Raw genomic sequence first — 17,243 nt, 5'->3', positions numbered from 1 at the left:
TTGAGTACCGTTTCAAGTTCGCAGTCGATAACCGTCAGCGCATCTTTCAGCGCGGGCGTGCCGGTCGAAAGACTATACCATTGCGCGTCCTGATAGCGCTCGACCCCTCGCCGCCCATCGAAGCCGGCGAAGGACTGCGCGATATGCTGCTGGTCGACGGCAAGCACATTGACGCAGAAGCGACGATACCGTTCAACCACAGGCCAGGAAGACGAGAATGCGCGGTTTCGCTCGATGTTCGAGGCGAGGCTGAAAACGATCTCGGCCGTACGTGCTGCCATGTCCATGCCGGGCTCCGAGCCACCGGCCTGCAGATTCAACATGTTCATCACGGTGGAGGATTTAACCGGAACAGCGAACGTAGTCGTGTGACAGTAGTTGTTCGAGAAGTGTCGCCGCGTCGTGCTGCAACCGAGTACGACGGCGACTAATGCCCGCTAGCGCGAAGGCGACGTCATGCGCATTGTCGCGCAGCAGCTCGTCGCGGGAGCTGCGCAAAGTCGAGGAGAAGCTACCGAGGTCGGTTGCGAAAATCTCAAGCGGCTTCCGAAGTCGCATCAGGACGCATTGATTGCGAGTTCCCAGCCACACGCCGAAGGATGCCTGTGATCGACGGTCATTTCTGTACGCTGCCAAATTTGCGAAGTTGCGAGTGTCTGCAGCCACCACTTTTTTGCAGCCAACGTGATGCCAGGCCGATCACGCTTTGCTAAAGCTGTCGGTGCGTAGCTTACGCAAATATGGCGCGACTTCGCCAACGTCGACGAGTTTGCCTTTTGGCTTCAAAAAGCGTCGAGAGTCCTCCCGCGCGGCAGGGAGGGAACGTTTGCCCGCCGCGGCATCTCGGCAAACCCTGACTGCCGTTTCATAAGAGAGATCGCGCTGCTCTGTAGGCCATTCGTCCAGAAGGTCGAAAGCGTCATCGAGCCCTGTTATTTCCTGCACAAAGTACTTTCTCTGAGCGAAAAGGGGTGAGTCAAACAGATCGAGTGCCACGGTTACCTCCTTTCAGGTTTGCTTGATGGTTGTGAACCTCGGCGGCTAGTGGCCTCCAAAGGTGCCAGTTTCCAGGCCGGCAGCGCGCCTCTCCTTTCATTCTTTGCTATTTGACGACGTTCGCACTCCGGTATCTGTATGCATCAGGTCACCCTGCAAATCGGACGATCGCATGGCGGCTGACATAAGATCATCGCGTTCGCGCAGCCCGCTGTTGAAGAGCCGCGCCACCAGCACGGTTAACTTTCCGATAGCGACCGGGTCTCTGGAAACTCCCCTTGTCTGGGAGATTTCCTTGACGACACTCGCGCACAAACGCGCCTCCTCCTTTGTTGGGGAAGACGTCGGATTCATTTCTCACTCCGGGAACGGCCCGCCCGACGGGCGGGCCTGGCTGATCCACCTAGAAGTCCATGCCGGCGCCAGCGGGGATCGCCGGAGCGGCTTCCTTCTTGGGTTTTTCGGCGATCATGGCTTCCGTCGTCACCAGCAGGCCGGCAACGGAGGCTGCATCCTGAAGCGCGGTGCGCACGACCTTGGCCGGGTCAATGACGCCCTGTGCGTAGAGATCACCATACTCGCCGGTCTGGGCGTTCCAGCCGTAGGAGAAGTCGGACTTCTCGCGCAGCTTGCCGACGATGATCGAACCTTCTGCGCCGGCATTCTCGGCGATCTGGCGCACCGGCGCCTCGATCGCGCGACGCACGATCTCAATGCCGACCCGCTGGTCCTGGTTGGCCGTGTTGAGATTGTCGAGGGCCTTGACGGCTCGCAGCAACGCCACGCCACCGCCCGGCAGAATGCCTTCCTCGACGGCCGCACGGGTAGCATGCAACGCGTCGTCGACGCGGTCCTTCTTCTCCTTCACTTCGACTTCCGTCGAGCCACCGACGCGGATGACGGCAACGCCGCCGGCGAGCTTGGCGAGGCGTTCCTGCAGTTTCTCGCGATCGTAGTCGGAGGTGGTTTCCTCGATCTGGGCGCGGATCTGCGCAACGCGGCCGTCGATCTCGGCCTTGGAACCGACGCCATCGATGACCGTCGTGTTCTCCTTCTCGATCGCGACCTTCTTGGCGCGGCCAAGCATGTTCAGCGTCACGTTCTCCAGCTTGATGCCGAGGTCTTCGGAAATGACAGTGCCGCCCGTCAGGATGGCGATGTCTTCCAGCATAGCCTTGCGGCGGTCGCCGAAGCCCGGTGCCTTGACGGCGGCGATCTTCAAGCCACCACGCAGCTTGTTGACGACGAGGGTGGCGAGAGCCTCGCCTTCGACGTCTTCAGCGATGATGAGGAGCGGTTTGCCGGATTGGACGACAGCTTCGAGAACCGGCAGCATCGATTGCAGGTTCGAAAGCTTCTTCTCGTGGATGAGGATATAAGGATCCTCGAACTCGACCCGCATCTTGTCGGCATTGGTCACAAAGTAAGGGCTAAGATAGCCGCGATCGAACTGCATGCCTTCGACGACTTCAAGTTCGGTTTCGGCCGTCTTGGCTTCCTCGACGGTGATGACGCCCTCATTGCCAACCTTTTCCATTGCCTCGGCAAGGTAACGGCCGATCTCTTCGTCGCCATTGGCCGAAATCGTACCGACCTGGGCGATCTCCGAATTGTTGGAGATCTTGCGCGCGTTGGTCTTCAGTTCCTTGACCACGGCGTCGACGGCAATGTCGATGCCGCGCTTCAGGTCCATCGGGTTCATGCCCGACGCCACCGCCTTGGCGCCTTCCTTGACGATTGCCTGGGCAAGCACCGTCGCGGTCGTTGTGCCGTCGCCAGCGAGATCGTTGGTCTTGGATGCCACTTCGCGCAGCATCTGGGCGCCCATGTTTTCGAATTTGTCTTCCAGGTCGATTTCCTTGGCGACCGAAACGCCGTCCTTGGTTATACGCGGCGCGCCGAAGGACTTTTCGATCACGACGTTGCGGCCTTTCGGCCCAAGCGTCACCTTCACAGCATTGGCAAGCACATCGACCCCACGCAGCATGCGTTCACGGGCATCGGTGTGGAACTTGACTTCTTTCGCAGCCATTTCTTTAACTCCTCAATAGGCAGCTAATTTAACTGATCGGTCGGCCTTCAGGCGGCCTGCTTCTGCTCTGCCGGGACTTCGATGATGCCCATGACATCGCTTTCTTTCATGATCAGCAGGTCCTCGCCGTTGATCTTGATCTCGGTGCCGGACCACTTGCCGAACACGATGCGATCACCGGCCTTGACGTCGAGCGCCTGGATCTGGCCGGCATCGTTGCGCGCGCCAGGGCCAACGGCGATGACCTCGCCTTCCTGCGGTTTTTCCTTGGCGCTATCTGGAATGATGATGCCGCCCTTGGTTTTCTCTTCGAACTCAACCCGGCGGACAAGAATGCGATCATGAAGCGGTCGGAACGACATGTTTTCCTCCGATGGACAAACAATGATGACGTTGTTCCCCGCCGGACCGGATGACCGGTCCGGGCGGGGGCAAAACCTCGTTCGAGCGTTTTGCGCAAAATGATCTGGTTTTGCGATTTTTCGATTTCAAGAGGTCAAAACAAAAAATAAGCACTCTTCAAATGCGGGTGCTAACATGCTGGAAAGAAACAAGAAACCTGGCATTGGGCGTTCAAAAATTCGTTGATGGCGGCAAAAAATTGCACCACCTTACAGACTGTTGCGAAACGGAGACGAAGCATGCGATTTTCATCGGATTTGGAGCGTCAGATCGGATCGCGACCAACCGGCCGGGTTGAATTCAACCGCCGATGCTTCCTCACACCTATGGCGGTCACGCGAGCGTGCGAAACTTCGGATGCCGGTGTGGAAAAGAGCCCCGCGTGTTCTGCGGCGTAAGGTCAGGGCTCCTTAAGTGGTCACGCCCCGAAGGCCGTGAGCGAAGCTCAAAGCGCGGTAGGCTACGTCTTGTTTCCATTTCCGCCGAGATCGAGGCCGCGCGCGGCATCGACGATATGCTTCAGATGTCCAACGTCGCGTACCCCCTGTTGATAGAGCTCGATGGTGATCGCGGCGATGCGATCTGCTTCCTCGGATCCAGGCTCTATCCCGAAGTCCCCGCAGATAGCATTCAAAACTGCCTGGCATTTGCGTAAGTCGTCGGAATTCAGGGGCTCATCGTGGCGACTGAAGTTTTTGCGAGACATCACAACATCCTCCATGAAGAACATCTCTTTTGCATTGCCATCGCCCAAAAAGGCCCCGCGAGAACAGCGGGGCACGCATTTGGACTTATGAAAGGTCGAGGGGAATGGCCTCTGGCCGATAAGTGCGGTTGCCGGTATTTGTTCCAGCTTTGTCGGATTCAGAAATGTCGGTGAGCGGTTTCTGATAAGCGTTGGCCGCTCGCTCGCCTGCTACCGCCTCGAACCGCAAGGCCTGCTTCCAGGCATGCCGCGAGGAAAAGCTCTTTGCTGACCGCGGGAGGAGTCTGTCGCCCGAGGGCGTTTCGGCAACTCGCTACTGCTGCGTCGTGATACGCACCGTGTACCTTGGGCCATTCGTTTTCAAGAAAGTCCAAGGTGTCGTGGATACTTTGGAACGACTTCTCAGTACCATTCGGAAGCCGAACATTTACGGGACTACTCCAAAGGATATCTGACGTCGGCATTTTTTCCTCCTTTTCCTACCAACGACAAATAACAAAAATTTAGGATTGGAGACGGGGGCGTGCAAGGGCTAGCGGGTGGGCGCTATCAGGCGGTTCAAGACCACCTATACGCCGCGGGGCGTGTTAGAGAGCCAGCCCCTCAACGAAATGCCTCGGACTTCGGCAGCCGGTGTGGCTCCGATGCCGATTACGCCCGCATGCAGATCCGGCTGGTCGACGACTTCAGAAAGGCGGGCCACCGCATTCGGCGACAGATCTCCGGAGGGCTAACGGCTCGAAGGGGCATGGCGCGGCAGCAGAGCGACAGGATCAATGACCACCTTTCGTATGGAATCAGACCGCCGCTCCTCGCTGCGAGACGTTCCGATGCACCCGACAGACGCCGCCAGGAAGCCTTGCCGAGATAGGATGTCTATGGATGTTCGGAGCGGTCGGCAGAAGGAGTGGCACATAGTTCCAAGCATACACGCGATCTTCCAACATCGATGTCAGCCGCCGTCTTGTCTTGGGAAGGTCGAAGAACGGGTTTCTCTTTTAGCAATACTCAACACGGTGAATGCCGTGGCAGGAGCGGTATTGTTTGTCTGCCCGTGGGTGCTGAGCTACGAAGGGTCTTTGCTCGCATCAATCAACGCATGGATCGGTGGGCTGGCATTGACGGTTCTCGCCGTCGCTGCTGCAACGGACATCTGGCCAAAGCTAAATTTGGCATGTCTGTCGATCGGCGTCTGGATCTTCGCAGCGCCATGGCTCCTGGACTTTTCGAACAACGCTGACCCTGCCACCTCACATCTCGCGGCAGGGGCCATAGCGATTCTTGTCTCCCTTGTATGCTTAGGTGGCAGATGGCTCACGAGACCGTATCAATGAAGTTGCCGCCGCAAGTCAACGCCTCGAACCGTCGGTATAGGAGTTCGGCGGTGGTTGCCTGAGCGCAATTGAACACCGCCGCAGCAGGGGTATGAGGAGGTCAACGAACAGAATAAGCAAGTGATCGACATGATTGGGGTTATGATAGCCCGGGACGTGCAAGGAGCTCAATGCTCGCAAATTTGACCTGGACCCAATCCGCGTATCGCTATACCGGCCCGCGTTGGGCGCAGCCGGACAGCGCCGCCGCAACGACGGTTTTGTATTCCACACGGTTATCAACCTGGTGGGCTCAATCCGGCTGAGTTCTCCCAGCGCTTCGGCAAGGGGCTGGATTTCGATAAGCTGACGACCAGCGAACGTTCGAAGGTTGGGGCACCAAGAGGTGCCCCAACCCAGCCATTCTAGGCAAGCGAGTGTTGACCGCCAGCGCCAGTCTTCGTCCCGAGCGGTCGATCTGCGCCCGTTGACAATCCCGCATCGCGGCAGGCGTCAATGAACGCTTCGCGCGCGATGGTGACTGGCGTCATTCGGTTTAGAGCACGGCGGCACGTTTGAACCGCCCGATTGTAATTCTGCCTCGATAGATGGCCCAATCCCCTTCCAGAAAGTCGAGCGCGTCGTTGACAGAAGCGAAGACCTGGGGGCTCTCGTCTTTCATGCGGACGGCGACGGGCGTCATCCAAACCAATTCCAGGTGAAGCATGATGTCCTCCTTTCGCATTCAAACCGGATGAAAAAGAAGTAAAGAAAATATCGGTGCCGACAGAGTGTATTTCAAGACATCAGAACCTGCTACATTGTAGACGACGACTGACCATCCGAGCGACAGATCGTCACCTTATCCCTTCCATACACAATGACAGCGGAGGCGCGAGGTATCCTTTCACCGCGCCAGCCGGGCTCAGGACGTCCTGCGGCCACTCGCCGTCGCCCCCACCGGCACCACTCGGGTCACGATGCTTGTCGCCACGACGCGCAAGCCTTCGGAGGATCTTGGCAAGCTCTATTCCGGCGACCGCGGAACGGCGATCTCGCTCAACAGCGTCGTCGACGTGTCCATCCCGCCCGACCGGAACCGCAAAATTGGAGAGGTGCAGTGGCCGTTGCGCATGCCGCCCAACCCGCAAAAGGAGTTCGCGGTCACGCAGGTCGCCAAGGTCCAGTCCGAAGGGCAGGCCTTAAACTGGTACCGGGCAAATCGAAACAAGAAGCATCAGGTCATCATCTTCGTTCATGGATTCAACAACACCTATGCCGATGCGGTCTTCCGCTTCGCACAGATCGTCCATGACTCGGGAGGCGACGCCGCGCCCATCCTTTTCACCTGGCCGTCCAGGCGGCGCGGCTTCGATTACCTCTACGATAAGGAGAGCGCCAACTACTCGCGCCACGCCCTCGAGGATCTGATCCTCCAGGCGGTGAAGAGCCCCGACGTCTCCGATGTGACGATCCTCGCTCACTCGATGGGCGGCTGGCTCGCGGCGGAGGCATTGCGGGGCGTCGCCATGGGCGAGAAATCGATCCCGGCGAAGGTGAAGAACGTCGTGCTCGCATCGCCGGACATCGATGTTGACGTCTTCCGCCGCCAGTTCACGGAAATGGGACCGAAGCGGCCGCACTTTGTTATCCTGACATCGAAACACCACAAGGCGCTGGAAGTCTCGGGCTGGCTTTCGGGCGGGGTCAAACGGCTCGGCGGGTCCGATCTCAGACCTTACGCACCTCTTTTCAACGAACTCGGCGTTTCTGTCATCGACACGAGCGCGATCGCGACGAACGACCCGCTCGGCCACAACGCCTTCGCCGACAGCCCGGAGATCGTGCGTCTCCTCGGGCGGCGGCTGGCCGGCAGCCCCTCGATGGCGGAAAGGCAAGCGCGGCAGACCAGATTGGCGTGACGGCCGCAAATTTTGCAGGCTCGGCTGCACGTCTCGCAATCGCGGCACCCGTCGCCGTCATCAGCCCGGAGGCGCGAGCAATTTTGAAGGAGGAACTCTCATCCGACGGTGCAGCGATCAAGAATGGGCAGATCACATACTGAACCTTGTCCCGCAAACGGCCGGGATCGGATCGCAAGATGGAAGAAGCCTGCACGATAAGGCCCCCCGGTGCCCGCCGAAGTCCGGCCGTCTGAATTCTCATGGTCGATGAATGATGGCGCTTGAAATTTAATACCGGAAAAACCACTTGACCGGCGATTTCCGTACGATGGAGTTATCAATGACGACAGTAGAAGAGCGGCAGCCCGAGCAACACGTATTCGAAGCCGATGTCAGCCGACTCCTGCACATGATGGTGCATTCGGTTTACTCGGACAAAGATGTATTCCTCCGGGAATTGATCTCGAACGCGGCGGATGCCTGCGAAAAGCTGCGGTATGAGTCGATTTCCAAGCCGCAGCTCTCGTCCGATGGGATCCAGCCGGCAATTCTCGTGACGCTTAATGAAGGGGCGCAGACACTCGCGATCGAAGACAGCGGCATCGGCATGAACCGCGACGAGATGATCAACGCGCTTGGCACGATCGCGCGCTCGGGGACGAAAGCGTTCATGGATCGGCTTGAGGCGGCCAAAGCTGGAGAAAAAGCGGAACTTATCGGCCAATTCGGCGTCGGCTTCTATTCATCGTTTATGGTCGCTCACCGTGTCGATGTGATCTCGCGCCACGCCGGCGAGGGCGAGGCCTGGAAATGGTCATCCGACGGCAAAGGAAGCTATGACATTGTTGCGGTCGATCTCGGACACGCACCGGCACGCGGTACTCGCGTCGTGCTACATCTCATGGAAGATGCGAAGAAATATACGAGCAAATGGACGGTCGAGAAGATCATTCGCGATCGATCCGGCCACGTACCTGTACCGATCCGTCTCGTTGAGAAAGACGGCGCCGAGCCGTCACAGATCTCCGATGGTGCAGCGCTTTGGATCAAGCAGAAGAGCGAAATATCCAAGGAGGATTACAAGGATTTCTATCGTAGCGTCTCGGGTCAGTACGACGAGCCGCTGAGTAACGTGCATTTCCACGCTGAGGGCCGACACGAATATACGACGCTTGCCTTCATACCCGGCTCTCGGCCATTTGACCTGTTCGATCCAGACCGACAGGGTCGGATGAAGCTCTACGTGAAGCGCGTCTTCATAACCGATGAGGCCGAATTGTTACCGCGCTACCTGCGGTTCGTCCGCGGAATCGTCGATACGGATCTGCCGCTCAACATCTCCCGCGAGATGATCCAGGAGAGTCCAGTCCTCGCCGCCATAAAAAAAGGCGTGACTAGCCGGATCCTCTCCGCACTAGAAAAGATGGCCGAGGGCGAAGCCGATACGTTTTCCAAGTTCTGGGATCTGTTCGGAGCAATTCTCAAGGAAGGCATTTATGAGGACTTCGAGCGGCGCTCGCAGTTGCTGAAGCTGGCGCGCTTCCGCAGCACTGTGTCTGGCGAGGCGACGCGCAGCTTGGCCGACTATCTGGCCACGATGAGGGAAGGGCAGTCGGCGATATATTACATCAGCGGCTCCACTCTGGACCAACTGAAATCGTCGCCGCACCTTGAAGGGTTCCGGGCCAAAGGTATCGAAGTCCTCCTGCTTACCGACGGCGTGGATAACTTTTGGCCGACCAACGTTCCAGATTTCGAAGGCAAGCCTTTCAAATCGGTCACCCAAGGTCTTGCCGATCTGGACGCTGTTGCCGACGAAGGAGGCACCAATGAGGGGGGGCGGCAAGCTTCTCCCGAAGTGGAGGCGTTCATCGATTTCGCGCGAAGTGCCCTCGGTGAGGAGGTTGCTGATGTTCGTGTTTCCGGCCGGTTGACCGAAAGCGCGGTCTGCCTTGTAGCGTCGGAGCATGGCCCTGATCGCCAACTCGAAAAACTGCTTCAAGGGGCGGGGCGGTTGCAAACAGCATCGAAGCCGATCCTGGAGATCAATGGGCAGAGCGAGCTTGTTAAAAACATTGCGTCAGTGGACGATGAGGCGTTTCGCGAGGATGCTGCGTGGCTTTTGCTTGACGAAGCGCGCATTCTCGACGGGGACAAACCAGCCAACCCGCGCGCGTTCGCCAACCGGCAGGCAAGGCTGTTTGCGCTTGCGATGAGACACAGCAAGTAACAAACTTCGGCGAGGTGGCCAATGGCTGCCTTTCCAAAACTTGGCCAACGAATGTGACAGCGTTTTCTCAAATGATATTCCATGATCAGCTAATTGTACTCAGCATAGCCCACTAAGCTCTATTTTCGGATGTTTTGAATTTTCACCGGCCCGGACCCACCGGGTCGGCGGTTCGTATCCCATCAACACCAAGAATGTCTTGGGCCATGGGCGCCACGTCGGTTGTTGAGTTCGAAGTCGCCATTGCGTAGAGGCCGCGGGTTAGAGCCACTCAATCCAGCGACCATGGTGGTCGCAGGAGGCGAGTTGCCTGGTTTCGCCGCGTGGCCAAATCGTCAGCCGCTGCACCGCATGTGGTGCGCCGGCGGCGAGCGGTTCCACCGAAAGCCATGCGAGCGGAGACGGTTCCGTGGCGATAGCGCCGACTTGAGGTATTGCCCCCGCGATTGAATCTCTATTCGAAAAGCGGAACTCGATTGAATGGTTCGCCAGGACTGGAACACGCTAATTTTTCTCAAGCGCAGCTCTTGAATCTGAAATTCTCAAAAACCAAATCGATAGCTGCCAGCCGCTGAGGATAGGGCTGGCCTTGCTGGAAGCGCCATCTTTCGGCGCTCCGTACCCATGTTGCTTCAAGGAGGATATGGCTATGGCAACATCCTACGACTATGCACCGCTGTTCCGATCCAGCGTCGGTTTCGATCGGGTCTTCAATCTTCTCGAAAATGCTCAGCGCGCCCGCTCGATCAACGACTGGCCGCCCTATGACATTGTGAAGACTGGCGATGACAGCTATCGGATCTCGATAGCGGTGGCAGGTTTCGCCCAGGACGATCTCGACATAACATTCCAGTCCAACCTTCTGACCGTGACCGGCAAGAAGCAGGAGGCGGCTACCGAAGCCTACCTTCATCGCGGCATCGCCGGCCGGCCGTTCGAACACCGGTTCGAGCTCGCCGACCATGTCAGGGTGAACGGAGCGGATCTAAAGAACGGTCTCCTGTCCGTGGATCTCGTTCGTGAGGTCCCGGAGGAAATGAAACCGCGGAAAATCGCCATCGAGACCGCTTCAAGTGTTGAGCCGTCGGCTTCTCTCGCGCAGATCGAAGCGCAGAAGGCCGCTTAAGCAGAACCCCTCAAGGAGGGCGGCGCGGCGGCGGCGCCCGTCAACATCGCGGGTTGGGAAGGAGAGCGTAATGAAACCCGATATGTTCAAAGAGCCTGTTTCTATTCTGGTCGGCCTCGGTTTTCCGGCGGAGGTTCGCAGCGCGATGGACGCCTACCGGTATCTCGTCGAGTGGCCGGCGGCGCTCAGAGATAACGCGCACTCAGTTGCGCTTAAGGCCTGTGGAGCTGCGCTGCGCGGTGAAATCGAAGCGGAGACCGCTCGCGGCCTATTTGCCGCCTTTGCTGAAAAGCACGATCTGCTGGCGCCGGAAACCAACGTCATCGTCGCGTCTCGCCTGCGACGGGACAGGGATCCGCACATACGCTGAGGTAAATCGATGATGGACAACATGTTGGAGCAGGCTGCCAACCATGCCATGGCGATCGGGCCAACAGTTCTAGCACCGCAAGGGCTGCTGTTTCGACGGCCAATCGATGTGGTAATGGCGCCAGCACTTTCTGTCGACGATAAGCGAACGATCCTCGCGGCATGGGCTTCGGACTTTTACGCGATCGATTCGAAACCGTGCCTCCGTCACGTTCCAGGAACACCGGAGCCAGTTTCGATCGATGAGGTTCAGTCTGCCCTCCGAGAACTCGATCGGCGCTACGCCACCTGACAGACGACGCTCTCGGGCCGTCTGTCTCGTCGACTTTCGCCAGCCGCTTGATGGCTTGATCAAGCGAGCGCTGTTCGCCGCCCGGCTCTCCCCTCACGGAGTGCTGGCACGTTTACTGACTCCGGCTCGCGAACGGGAGTTAGGCGCAAAGGCGCGTGCGAGGACATGGCCCGATGCGAGAAGGCGACAAACGTCCAGGGAGCGGTCTCGAAATCAACGCTCGCAAGGGCTGCCCCGAGGCATTGAGCGCGATGGCGTGCTATCGCTTCGATAGCGGCCGCGCCGGAAATCCGACATCCACAAGGATTGTGACTGGACGTCTAAGGCAATCGTGTTCCATCGTTCCCAAGGTCGTGCGTCGGGCAACCACCGACTGGATCACCGTGGAGGGTTTCAACCCGCCGCGAAACAGATCAAGCACGATCGCGCTCCCGGCACTTCAAAGGCCGCCGTGCGTTCCGCGACGGTCGCGACAGATAACGCCGCATCCAGTCAGGCGCAACGCATGTCTTATTTCACAGATCTACCGACCGTCCGCGCCCCGAAAGGCCGCGGAATTATCGTTTCAATCAGAAGTCCATGCCGCCTGCCGACATCGGCGGGTACGGTACATCCTTCCTCGGCTTCTCGGCGACCATTGCCTCGGTGGTAATCAGTAGGCCGGCGATCGAGGCGGCGTCCTGCAGCGCGGTGCGAACGACCTTGACCGGGTCGATCACGCCCTGATCGTAGAGATCACCGAACTGGTTGGTCTGGGCGTTCCAGCCGTAGCCAAAATCGGTCTTCTCACGCAGCTTACCGACGATGATCGAGCCCTCGGCACCTGCATTCTCGGCGATCTGGCGCACCGGCGCCTCGATTGCACGGCGGACGATGTCGATGCCGTGTTTCTGGTCGGCATTCTCAGTCTGAACGCTGTCCAGTGCTTTGACGGCTCTCAACAACGCGACACCACCGCCGGGCAGCACGCCCTCCTCGACGGCCGCGCGCGTGGCATGCATGGCGTCGTCGACGCGGTCCTTGCGTTCCCTCACCTCGACCTCGGTCGAGCCGCCGACGCGGATGACGGCCACGCCGCCGGCAAGCTTGGCCAGCCGCTCCTGCAGCTTTTCGCGATCGTAGTCTGACGTGGTTTCCTCGATCTGCGCCCTGATCTGCGCGACGCGGCCCTGAATCTCCGTCTTCGAACCTGCGCCGTCGATGATCGTCGTGTTTTCCTTCTCGACGACGACCTTCTTGGCGCCGCCAAGCATGTTGAGGGTCACATTCTCGAGCTTGATGCCAAGGTCCTCAGAGACTGCGGTCCCGCCTGTTAGGATCGCTATGTCCTCCAGCATCGCCTTGCGGCGGTCGCCGAACCCTGGAGCCTTGACGGCAGCCACCTTCAGGCCGCCGCGCAGCTTGTTGACGACGAGCGTCGCCAGCGCCTCGCCTTCGACGTCCTCGGCGATGATAAGCAAAGGCTTCCCGGACTGAACCACGGCCTCGAGGACCGGCAGCAACGCCTGCAGGTTCGAAAGCTTCTTTTCGTGGATCAGGAGGTAGGGTTCCTCGAGCTCAACCCGCATCTTCTCTGGGTTGGTGACAAAATACGGCGAGAGATAACCACGGTCGAACTGCATGCCTTCGACGACTTCCAACTCTGTCACGGCGGTCTTGGCTTCCTCGACGGTGATGACGCCTTCGTTGCCGACTTTTTCCATCGCTTCCGCGAGGAAACGGCCTATCTCGCTGTCGCCATTGGCCGAGATGGTGCCAACCTGGGAGATTTCGTCGTTCTTAGTGACTTTACGGGCGTTCCTCTTCAGTTCCTCGACCACAGCTTCGACTGCTTTGTCGATACCGCGCTTTAGGTCCATCGGGTTCATGCCCGACGCTACAGCCTTCGCACCTTCCTTGACGATCGCCTGGGCGAGAACTGTCGCAGTGGTAGTGCCGTCACCAGCGATGTCGCTGGTCTTCGAGGCAACTTCCCGCACCATCTGTGCGCCCATGTTCTCGAACTTGTCCTCCAGCTCGACTTCCTTGGCCACAGTGACGCCGTCCTTGGTGATCCGGGGCGCGCCGTACGACTTGTCGATAACAACATTGCGCCCCTTGGGGCCGAGCGTAACCTTGACCGCATTTGCGAGGATATCGACACCGGCCAGCATCTTCTCGCGGGCGTCGGAATGGAATTTCACTTCCTTGGCAGCCATTTGTCTGCTCCTTCCTCAGGCTAGAATTCCTTGTTAGAAGGCGGTATCGACCCTACGCCGCATTTCTCGCAGCGGCGTCCACCTCGATCACGCCCATCACATCAGATTCCTTCATGATCAGAAGATCCTCGCCATTGAGCTTGATCTCGGTGCCCGACCATTTGCCGAACAGGATGCGATCTCCCACTTTCACGTCGAGGGGTTGCAACTGCCCACTGTCGTCGCGCGCACCGGGGCCGGCGGCAACGACCTCACCTTCCTGTGGCTTTTCCTTCGCCGTGTCTGGGATAATGATGCCGCCGGCCGTCTTTTCCTCGGCCTCGATGCGGCGAACCAGGATGCGGTCATGCAAGGGACGGAACGTCATGTCGCTCTCCTCAGATTCAAGAGGTGCTCCGCGCAGCATTCGGAGCGAAGCCGACGCGGGACGCGCGATTCTTTCGCCATCGCGCGTAATTCGATCTGGTTTATGATCTTTGGAGTTTCAAGAGGCAGATTGACATTTTTAGCACTCTGGCCCGTCGAGTGCTAACCAGCGTGAAATGATACGGCTATTTCATGTCGGCGGCGGTTTGGAGTACACCTCCATCAAGGCCTTGCTCTGAGGCCGTTTGCGCGCAGATTTGAACTCGCCGATCACGTCATCGTCGAGGGCGCGACGCTCGAAAACGGGCTACTCGTCATCGATCTCAAAAAGGAAATACCTGAGGAGATGAAGCCACGTCGTATCGCCATTCAGTCCGAGACGACGAAGGCAGCTTCGAAGCAGATCGAAGGCGACAAAGGCCCAGCACGACAGAACTGTGCAACCATCGCCTGTTTGCACTAAGAAAGAGACAGAAACGGAAGAAAGGATGACAGCCATGAGTGTACGTGACCTGATCCCGTGGAGCCGTGGGAGCAGCCAGCTTCCGAGCACCTATCGCGGTGATGACATGGATCCATTCCTGTCACTGCACCGCAACGTCAACCGTCTGTTCGACGAAGTCTTTCGCGGCTTCGGCCCGCCATCGTTGTTCGGTGACACGGCGCCTTTCCATGGCACGTGGCCGCACGTGGAGATCGAAGAGAATGACAGCGAGATACGCGTAATAGCGGAGGTTCCGGGCATCGATTCAGACGAGATCGAGGTATTGGTGGGGGATGGCATGCTTACGCTTCGCGGCGAGAAAAAGTCGGAAACTGAGGACAAGGACCGCCGGTTCAGCGAGCGCTACTACGGGCGATTCGAACGGCGGCTGGCTCTTGACCGCCAGATCGATGAGGATAAGGTCGCCGCAACGTTCAAGAACGGTCTCCTCGCAGTAACGCTGCCGAAGACCGAAAAGGCGCGAGCCAATGTCAAGCGGATCACCATCGACAGCACCAAATAATAACGGCCGCCACCGCAAGCCAGCCGGGTGTGGACGTGCCCGGCTGGGTTTGCTTGGGCAGTAAACGATGACGTCGATGAGGAACCCCTTGCACGAAACAAACGATCGGGTCGTGCTGACCGGAAGTTTGTGGAGGACGTCGGCACCAGCCAGCCCTTGGCGATTGACGTCAACGTTTCGCGGCGCGCGCCTCTTTTGGGCCGCTTTTTTTGAACAGCAAGCTAACAACACTTCAACTTGCGGCTATATGCAAATGTTCCATAATGGAGGGTTACGCCGCCATGTGTTGGACCGCCAGTTCAATAAAATGCGTTGCTCGAGGCCATCGATTAAAGGTTGCCATCAACGGCTTCGGCCGCATCGGCCGTAACGTTCTCCGCGCTATCGTCGAATCCGGCCGCACCGACATTGAAGTCGTTGCCATCAACGACCTCGGCCCGGTCGAGACCAACGCCCATCTGCTGCGCTACGACTCCATCCACGGCAAGTTCCCGGCCGAGGTGAAGGTCGAGGGCGACACGATCACTGTTGGCGGCGGCAAGCCGATCAAGGTGACCGCGATCAAGGACCCGGCAACGCTGCCGCACAAGGAACTCGGCGTCGACATCGCGATGGAATGCACCGGCATCTTCACCGCCCGCGACAAGGCTGCCGCGCACCTGACGGCCGGCGCAAAGCGCGTCATCGTTTCGGCTCCTGCCGACGGCGCCGACCTGACCGTCGTTTTCGGCGTCAACCATGACCAGCTCACCAAGGAGCATCTRGTCATCTCCAACGCATCCTGCACGACGAACTGCCTCGTGCCTGTTGTGAAGGTTCTCGATGACGCGGTCGGCATCGACCACGGCTTCATGACCACCATCCACTCCTACACCGGCGACCAGCCGACCCTCGACACCATGCACAAGGACCTGTACCGTGCCCGMGCCGCAGCCCTGTCCATGATCCCGACGTCGACGGGCGCCGCCAAGGCCGTTGGCCTCGTCCTTCCGCATCTGAAGGGCAAGCCGCAACGGATCAGACGAAGGTCATGGAAGGCAACTTCGTGCGCGTCCTGTCCTGGTACGACAACGAGTGGGGCTTCTCCAGCCGCATGTCTGATACGGCTGTCGCTTTCGCAAAGCTCATCTAAGAGCGTCCCGACATGAATCGTCGAAGGCGGCTCGGAAACTGGGCCGCCAATCTTCTGGCTGGGCCCCTACGCCGCGCGTGCAACTTATAGACCTCTGCCGAGTGTGCCGGCATGAAGCTTTGGTCGAAAGCCGTTTGATCGTAGACTGAAAAAGTGCCTTATGATCGCGAACGACGAAATCGCCGGGCTGGGCTCTCAAAGCTTCTAAGCCGTTGAATAACGTGACACCCGTTTCCGCGACAACCATTTGACCATGCCATAGGCCCAATGCGGCAACGAATCACAGCGTTCGCCCGAGGCCGAGATGATCTCGTCAGCGCGGACAACTTCCACCCGGATCGGTACTCTCAGATGTTAGCGAATCGGGCCGAACATTGTCCCTCCGAAATGCCACCGTTTCCCGGCGTACTCACAACCAGCAGACTGCAGAATCGCTATCGCTATGCAGTGCCTTCTTTGGCAGTGTTCGGCAATCTAAACTTTAACTATTCACAGGCTGATCGGGTCGCCTACGAGCTGCAAGCAAGAACACGCGCTTAGCTCCACGTCTAATGCCGATCCTGTGATCGAAGGCGGACGCCTATTCCTCCATCAGTAATCTCACCTTCACTCTGAAAGGTTATGCCTGCGGCCTCGAAGGTGAGCGTCAATAGACGAAGGTTGCTGTCGCGCATCTCTCCCCCTCTTTCGAATGCTCGAATGGATACCGCGCTGATCGAAGTCTTCTCGGCGAGGTCTTTCTGGGTCCAGTCGAGAAGCGCCCTAGCTGCGCGGCACTGAGATGGTTTGAGCATAAAACTTTCTATTTTCGCAAGTTGAGAGTTGAAAAAGAAACTTAAGCGTGCTAACTGGCTATAACTTATCTTTTGCGAAGCATCGTGGCAATGAAGCACAAGTGCGGCGGAGCTCATTCATGGAACTACGCCAACTCACCTATTTCAAAGCGGTGGCCGAGGAACTGCACTTCGGCCGCGCGGCAGCCAGGATGTGCATTGCCCAGCCGGCCTTAAGCAATCATGTGATGTCGCTGGAAAGGGAACTTGGCTGTCCGCTGTTCATCCGCTCGACCAGACGGGTGGAACTGACCAGGGCAGGGGAGACCTTTTATGATCGCTGTGTGCGGATCTTAAGCGACATCGACCTGACCACCGAACTGACGCGGGCAGCCGG

At 58.5% G+C, this 17,243-nt stretch carries 18 protein-coding genes and 4 pseudogenes; 10 read left to right on the top strand and 12 right to left on the bottom strand.

Annotated elements, in window-relative coordinates; genetic code table 11:
* The 7 genes from AC1DPR_RS30745 to AC1DPR_RS30715 form a co-directional block, all read right to left on the bottom strand.
* On the bottom strand, positions 1-287 hold a 287-nt coding region (locus tag AC1DPR_RS30745; RefSeq protein ID WP_477817894.1), incomplete at its 3' end, for a flavin reductase.
* Between the two features lie 412 nt (positions 288-699).
* Positions 700-996 carry a DUF982 domain-containing protein gene (locus AC1DPR_RS30740; protein WP_477817893.1) on the bottom strand — a complete coding sequence of 99 codons (297 nt, stop codon included), beginning with the start codon at positions 994-996 and terminating at the stop codon, positions 700-702.
* A gap of 96 nt (positions 997-1,092) precedes the next feature.
* Entirely contained in the window at positions 1,093-1,350 is a 258-nt protein-coding gene (locus AC1DPR_RS30735; RefSeq protein ID WP_477817892.1) for a hypothetical protein, read from the bottom strand.
* 49 nt (positions 1,351-1,399) lie between these two features.
* Complete coding sequence (groL, locus tag AC1DPR_RS30730) at positions 1,400-3,028, bottom strand: chaperonin GroEL (protein WP_477817891.1); 1,629 nt, start codon at positions 3,026-3,028, stop codon at positions 1,400-1,402.
* A 47-nt stretch (positions 3,029-3,075) separates the two neighbouring features.
* Positions 3,076-3,390, bottom strand: a complete 315-nt coding sequence (locus tag AC1DPR_RS30725) for a co-chaperone GroES (protein WP_477817890.1) — start codon at positions 3,388-3,390, stop codon at positions 3,076-3,078.
* Positions 3,391-3,890: 500 nt separating this feature from the next.
* On the bottom strand, positions 3,891-4,136 hold the full coding sequence (locus tag AC1DPR_RS30720) for a hypothetical protein (protein WP_477817889.1): 246 nt from the start codon (positions 4,134-4,136) through the stop codon (positions 3,891-3,893).
* Positions 4,137-4,294: 158 nt separating this feature from the next.
* Positions 4,295-4,600: a DUF982 domain-containing protein gene (locus AC1DPR_RS30715; protein ID WP_112657002.1), complete on the bottom strand. Its 306-nt coding sequence runs from the start codon at positions 4,598-4,600 to the stop codon at positions 4,295-4,297.
* Between the two features lie 312 nt (positions 4,601-4,912).
* On the opposite strand from AC1DPR_RS30715, the gene AC1DPR_RS30710 reads away from it, so the two are divergent.
* A complete protein-coding gene (locus tag AC1DPR_RS30710; RefSeq protein ID WP_477817888.1) occupies positions 4,913-5,470 on the top strand; it encodes an SPW repeat protein in 558 nt (185 codons plus the stop codon).
* Positions 5,471-5,874: 404 nt separating this feature from the next.
* On the opposite strand, the pseudogene AC1DPR_RS30705 reads toward AC1DPR_RS30710, so the two are convergent.
* A pseudogene (locus tag AC1DPR_RS30705) lies at positions 5,875-6,176 on the bottom strand (DUF982 domain-containing protein).
* Between the two features lie 253 nt (positions 6,177-6,429).
* Between AC1DPR_RS30705 and AC1DPR_RS30700 the strand changes: the two are divergent.
* Positions 6,430-7,514: pseudogene (locus AC1DPR_RS30700) on the top strand (alpha/beta hydrolase).
* Between the two features lie 179 nt (positions 7,515-7,693).
* Positions 7,694-9,583 (top strand): molecular chaperone HtpG, encoded by a 1,890-nt coding sequence (htpG, locus tag AC1DPR_RS30695; protein WP_477817887.1) that lies wholly within the window; start codon positions 7,694-7,696, stop codon positions 9,581-9,583.
* Between the two features lie 261 nt (positions 9,584-9,844).
* Here htpG and AC1DPR_RS30690 read toward each other — a convergent pair whose 3' ends face one another.
* Positions 9,845-10,030, bottom strand: coding sequence for a DUF2332 family protein (locus tag AC1DPR_RS30690; protein ID WP_477817895.1), 186 nt, complete (start codon positions 10,028-10,030; stop codon positions 9,845-9,847).
* Between the two features lie 202 nt (positions 10,031-10,232).
* Between AC1DPR_RS30690 and AC1DPR_RS30685 the strand changes: the two genes are divergently transcribed.
* The 3 genes from AC1DPR_RS30685 (at position 10,233) to AC1DPR_RS30675 (ending at position 11,370) form a co-directional block, all read left to right on the top strand.
* A complete protein-coding gene (locus AC1DPR_RS30685; protein ID WP_477817886.1) occupies positions 10,233-10,709 on the top strand; it encodes an Hsp20 family protein in 477 nt (158 codons plus the stop codon).
* A 70-nt stretch (positions 10,710-10,779) separates the two neighbouring features.
* Positions 10,780-11,079: a DUF982 domain-containing protein gene (locus tag AC1DPR_RS30680; RefSeq protein ID WP_477817885.1), complete on the top strand. Its 300-nt coding sequence runs from the start codon at positions 10,780-10,782 to the stop codon at positions 11,077-11,079.
* A gap of 9 nt (positions 11,080-11,088) precedes the next feature.
* Entirely contained in the window at positions 11,089-11,370 is a 282-nt protein-coding gene (locus AC1DPR_RS30675) for a hypothetical protein (RefSeq protein ID WP_477817884.1), read from the top strand.
* A gap of 569 nt (positions 11,371-11,939) precedes the next feature.
* Here the strand turns inward: AC1DPR_RS30675 and groL (AC1DPR_RS30670) are convergent.
* Together groL (AC1DPR_RS30670) and groES are read right to left on the bottom strand one after the other, a co-directional pair.
* On the bottom strand, positions 11,940-13,568 hold the full coding sequence (gene groL, locus AC1DPR_RS30670; RefSeq protein WP_477817883.1) for a chaperonin GroEL: 1,629 nt from the start codon (positions 13,566-13,568) through the stop codon (positions 11,940-11,942).
* Positions 13,569-13,620: 52 nt separating this feature from the next.
* A complete protein-coding gene (groES, locus tag AC1DPR_RS30665) occupies positions 13,621-13,935 on the bottom strand; it encodes a co-chaperone GroES (RefSeq protein WP_477817882.1) in 315 nt (104 codons plus the stop codon).
* Positions 13,936-14,148: 213 nt separating this feature from the next.
* On the opposite strand from groES, the pseudogene AC1DPR_RS30660 reads away from it, so the two are divergent.
* From AC1DPR_RS30660 to AC1DPR_RS30650, 3 genes and pseudogenes are all read left to right on the top strand, one after another.
* A pseudogene (locus AC1DPR_RS30660) lies at positions 14,149-14,397 on the top strand (Hsp20 family protein); the annotation flags it as partial.
* A 34-nt stretch (positions 14,398-14,431) separates the two neighbouring features.
* The gene (locus AC1DPR_RS30655) at positions 14,432-14,941 is read left to right on the top strand and encodes an Hsp20/alpha crystallin family protein (protein ID WP_477817881.1); all 510 of its coding nucleotides are present in this window, start codon (positions 14,432-14,434) and stop codon (positions 14,939-14,941) included.
* 281 nt (positions 14,942-15,222) lie between these two features.
* A pseudogene (locus AC1DPR_RS30650) lies at positions 15,223-16,073 on the top strand (type I glyceraldehyde-3-phosphate dehydrogenase).
* A gap of 548 nt (positions 16,074-16,621) precedes the next feature.
* Here the strand turns inward: AC1DPR_RS30650 and AC1DPR_RS30645 are convergent.
* Positions 16,622-16,867, bottom strand: coding sequence for a helix-turn-helix domain-containing protein (locus AC1DPR_RS30645; RefSeq protein ID WP_113472123.1), 246 nt, complete (start codon positions 16,865-16,867; stop codon positions 16,622-16,624).
* 119 nt (positions 16,868-16,986) lie between these two features.
* Between AC1DPR_RS30645 and AC1DPR_RS30640 the strand changes: the two genes are divergently transcribed.
* A partial coding sequence (locus AC1DPR_RS30640; protein WP_477817799.1) for a LysR family transcriptional regulator occupies positions 16,987-17,243 on the top strand: 257 nt, incomplete at its 3' end.

It is taken from the genome of Rhizobium sp. 01T417, assembly GCF_056398905.1.
This window is presented reverse-complemented; position numbering and strand designations above follow the sequence as displayed.

What these genes read in the sequence shown, in the direction of transcription:
- AC1DPR_RS30735 (WP_477817892.1), bottom strand. Translation starts at nt 1,350, where the DNA reads ATGAATCCGACGTCTTCCCCAACAAAGGAGGAGGCGCGTTTGTGCGCG.
- groL (WP_477817891.1), bottom strand. Translation starts at nt 3,028, where the DNA reads ATGGCTGCGAAAGAAGTCAAGTTCCACACCGATGCCCGTGAACGCATG.
- AC1DPR_RS30725 (WP_477817890.1), bottom strand. Translation starts at nt 3,390, where the DNA reads ATGTCGTTCCGACCGCTTCATGATCGCATTCTTGTCCGCCGGGTTGAG.
- AC1DPR_RS30720 (WP_477817889.1), bottom strand. Translation starts at nt 4,136, where the DNA reads ATGTCTCGCAAAAACTTCAGTCGCCACGATGAGCCCCTGAATTCCGAC.
- AC1DPR_RS30715 (WP_112657002.1), bottom strand. Translation starts at nt 4,600, where the DNA reads ATGCCGACGTCAGATATCCTTTGGAGTAGTCCCGTAAATGTTCGGCTT.
- AC1DPR_RS30710 (WP_477817888.1), top strand. Translation starts at nt 4,913, where the DNA reads ATGACCACCTTTCGTATGGAATCAGACCGCCGCTCCTCGCTGCGAGAC.
- htpG (WP_477817887.1), top strand. Translation starts at nt 7,694, where the DNA reads ATGACGACAGTAGAAGAGCGGCAGCCCGAGCAACACGTATTCGAAGCC.
- AC1DPR_RS30685 (WP_477817886.1), top strand. Translation starts at nt 10,233, where the DNA reads ATGGCAACATCCTACGACTATGCACCGCTGTTCCGATCCAGCGTCGGT.
- AC1DPR_RS30680 (WP_477817885.1), top strand. Translation starts at nt 10,780, where the DNA reads ATGAAACCCGATATGTTCAAAGAGCCTGTTTCTATTCTGGTCGGCCTC.
- AC1DPR_RS30675 (WP_477817884.1), top strand. Translation starts at nt 11,089, where the DNA reads ATGATGGACAACATGTTGGAGCAGGCTGCCAACCATGCCATGGCGATC.
- groL (WP_477817883.1), bottom strand. Translation starts at nt 13,568, where the DNA reads ATGGCTGCCAAGGAAGTGAAATTCCATTCCGACGCCCGCGAGAAGATG.
- groES (WP_477817882.1), bottom strand. Translation starts at nt 13,935, where the DNA reads ATGACGTTCCGTCCCTTGCATGACCGCATCCTGGTTCGCCGCATCGAG.
- AC1DPR_RS30655 (WP_477817881.1), top strand. Translation starts at nt 14,432, where the DNA reads ATGAGTGTACGTGACCTGATCCCGTGGAGCCGTGGGAGCAGCCAGCTT.
- AC1DPR_RS30645 (WP_113472123.1), bottom strand. Translation starts at nt 16,867, where the DNA reads ATGCTCAAACCATCTCAGTGCCGCGCAGCTAGGGCGCTTCTCGACTGG.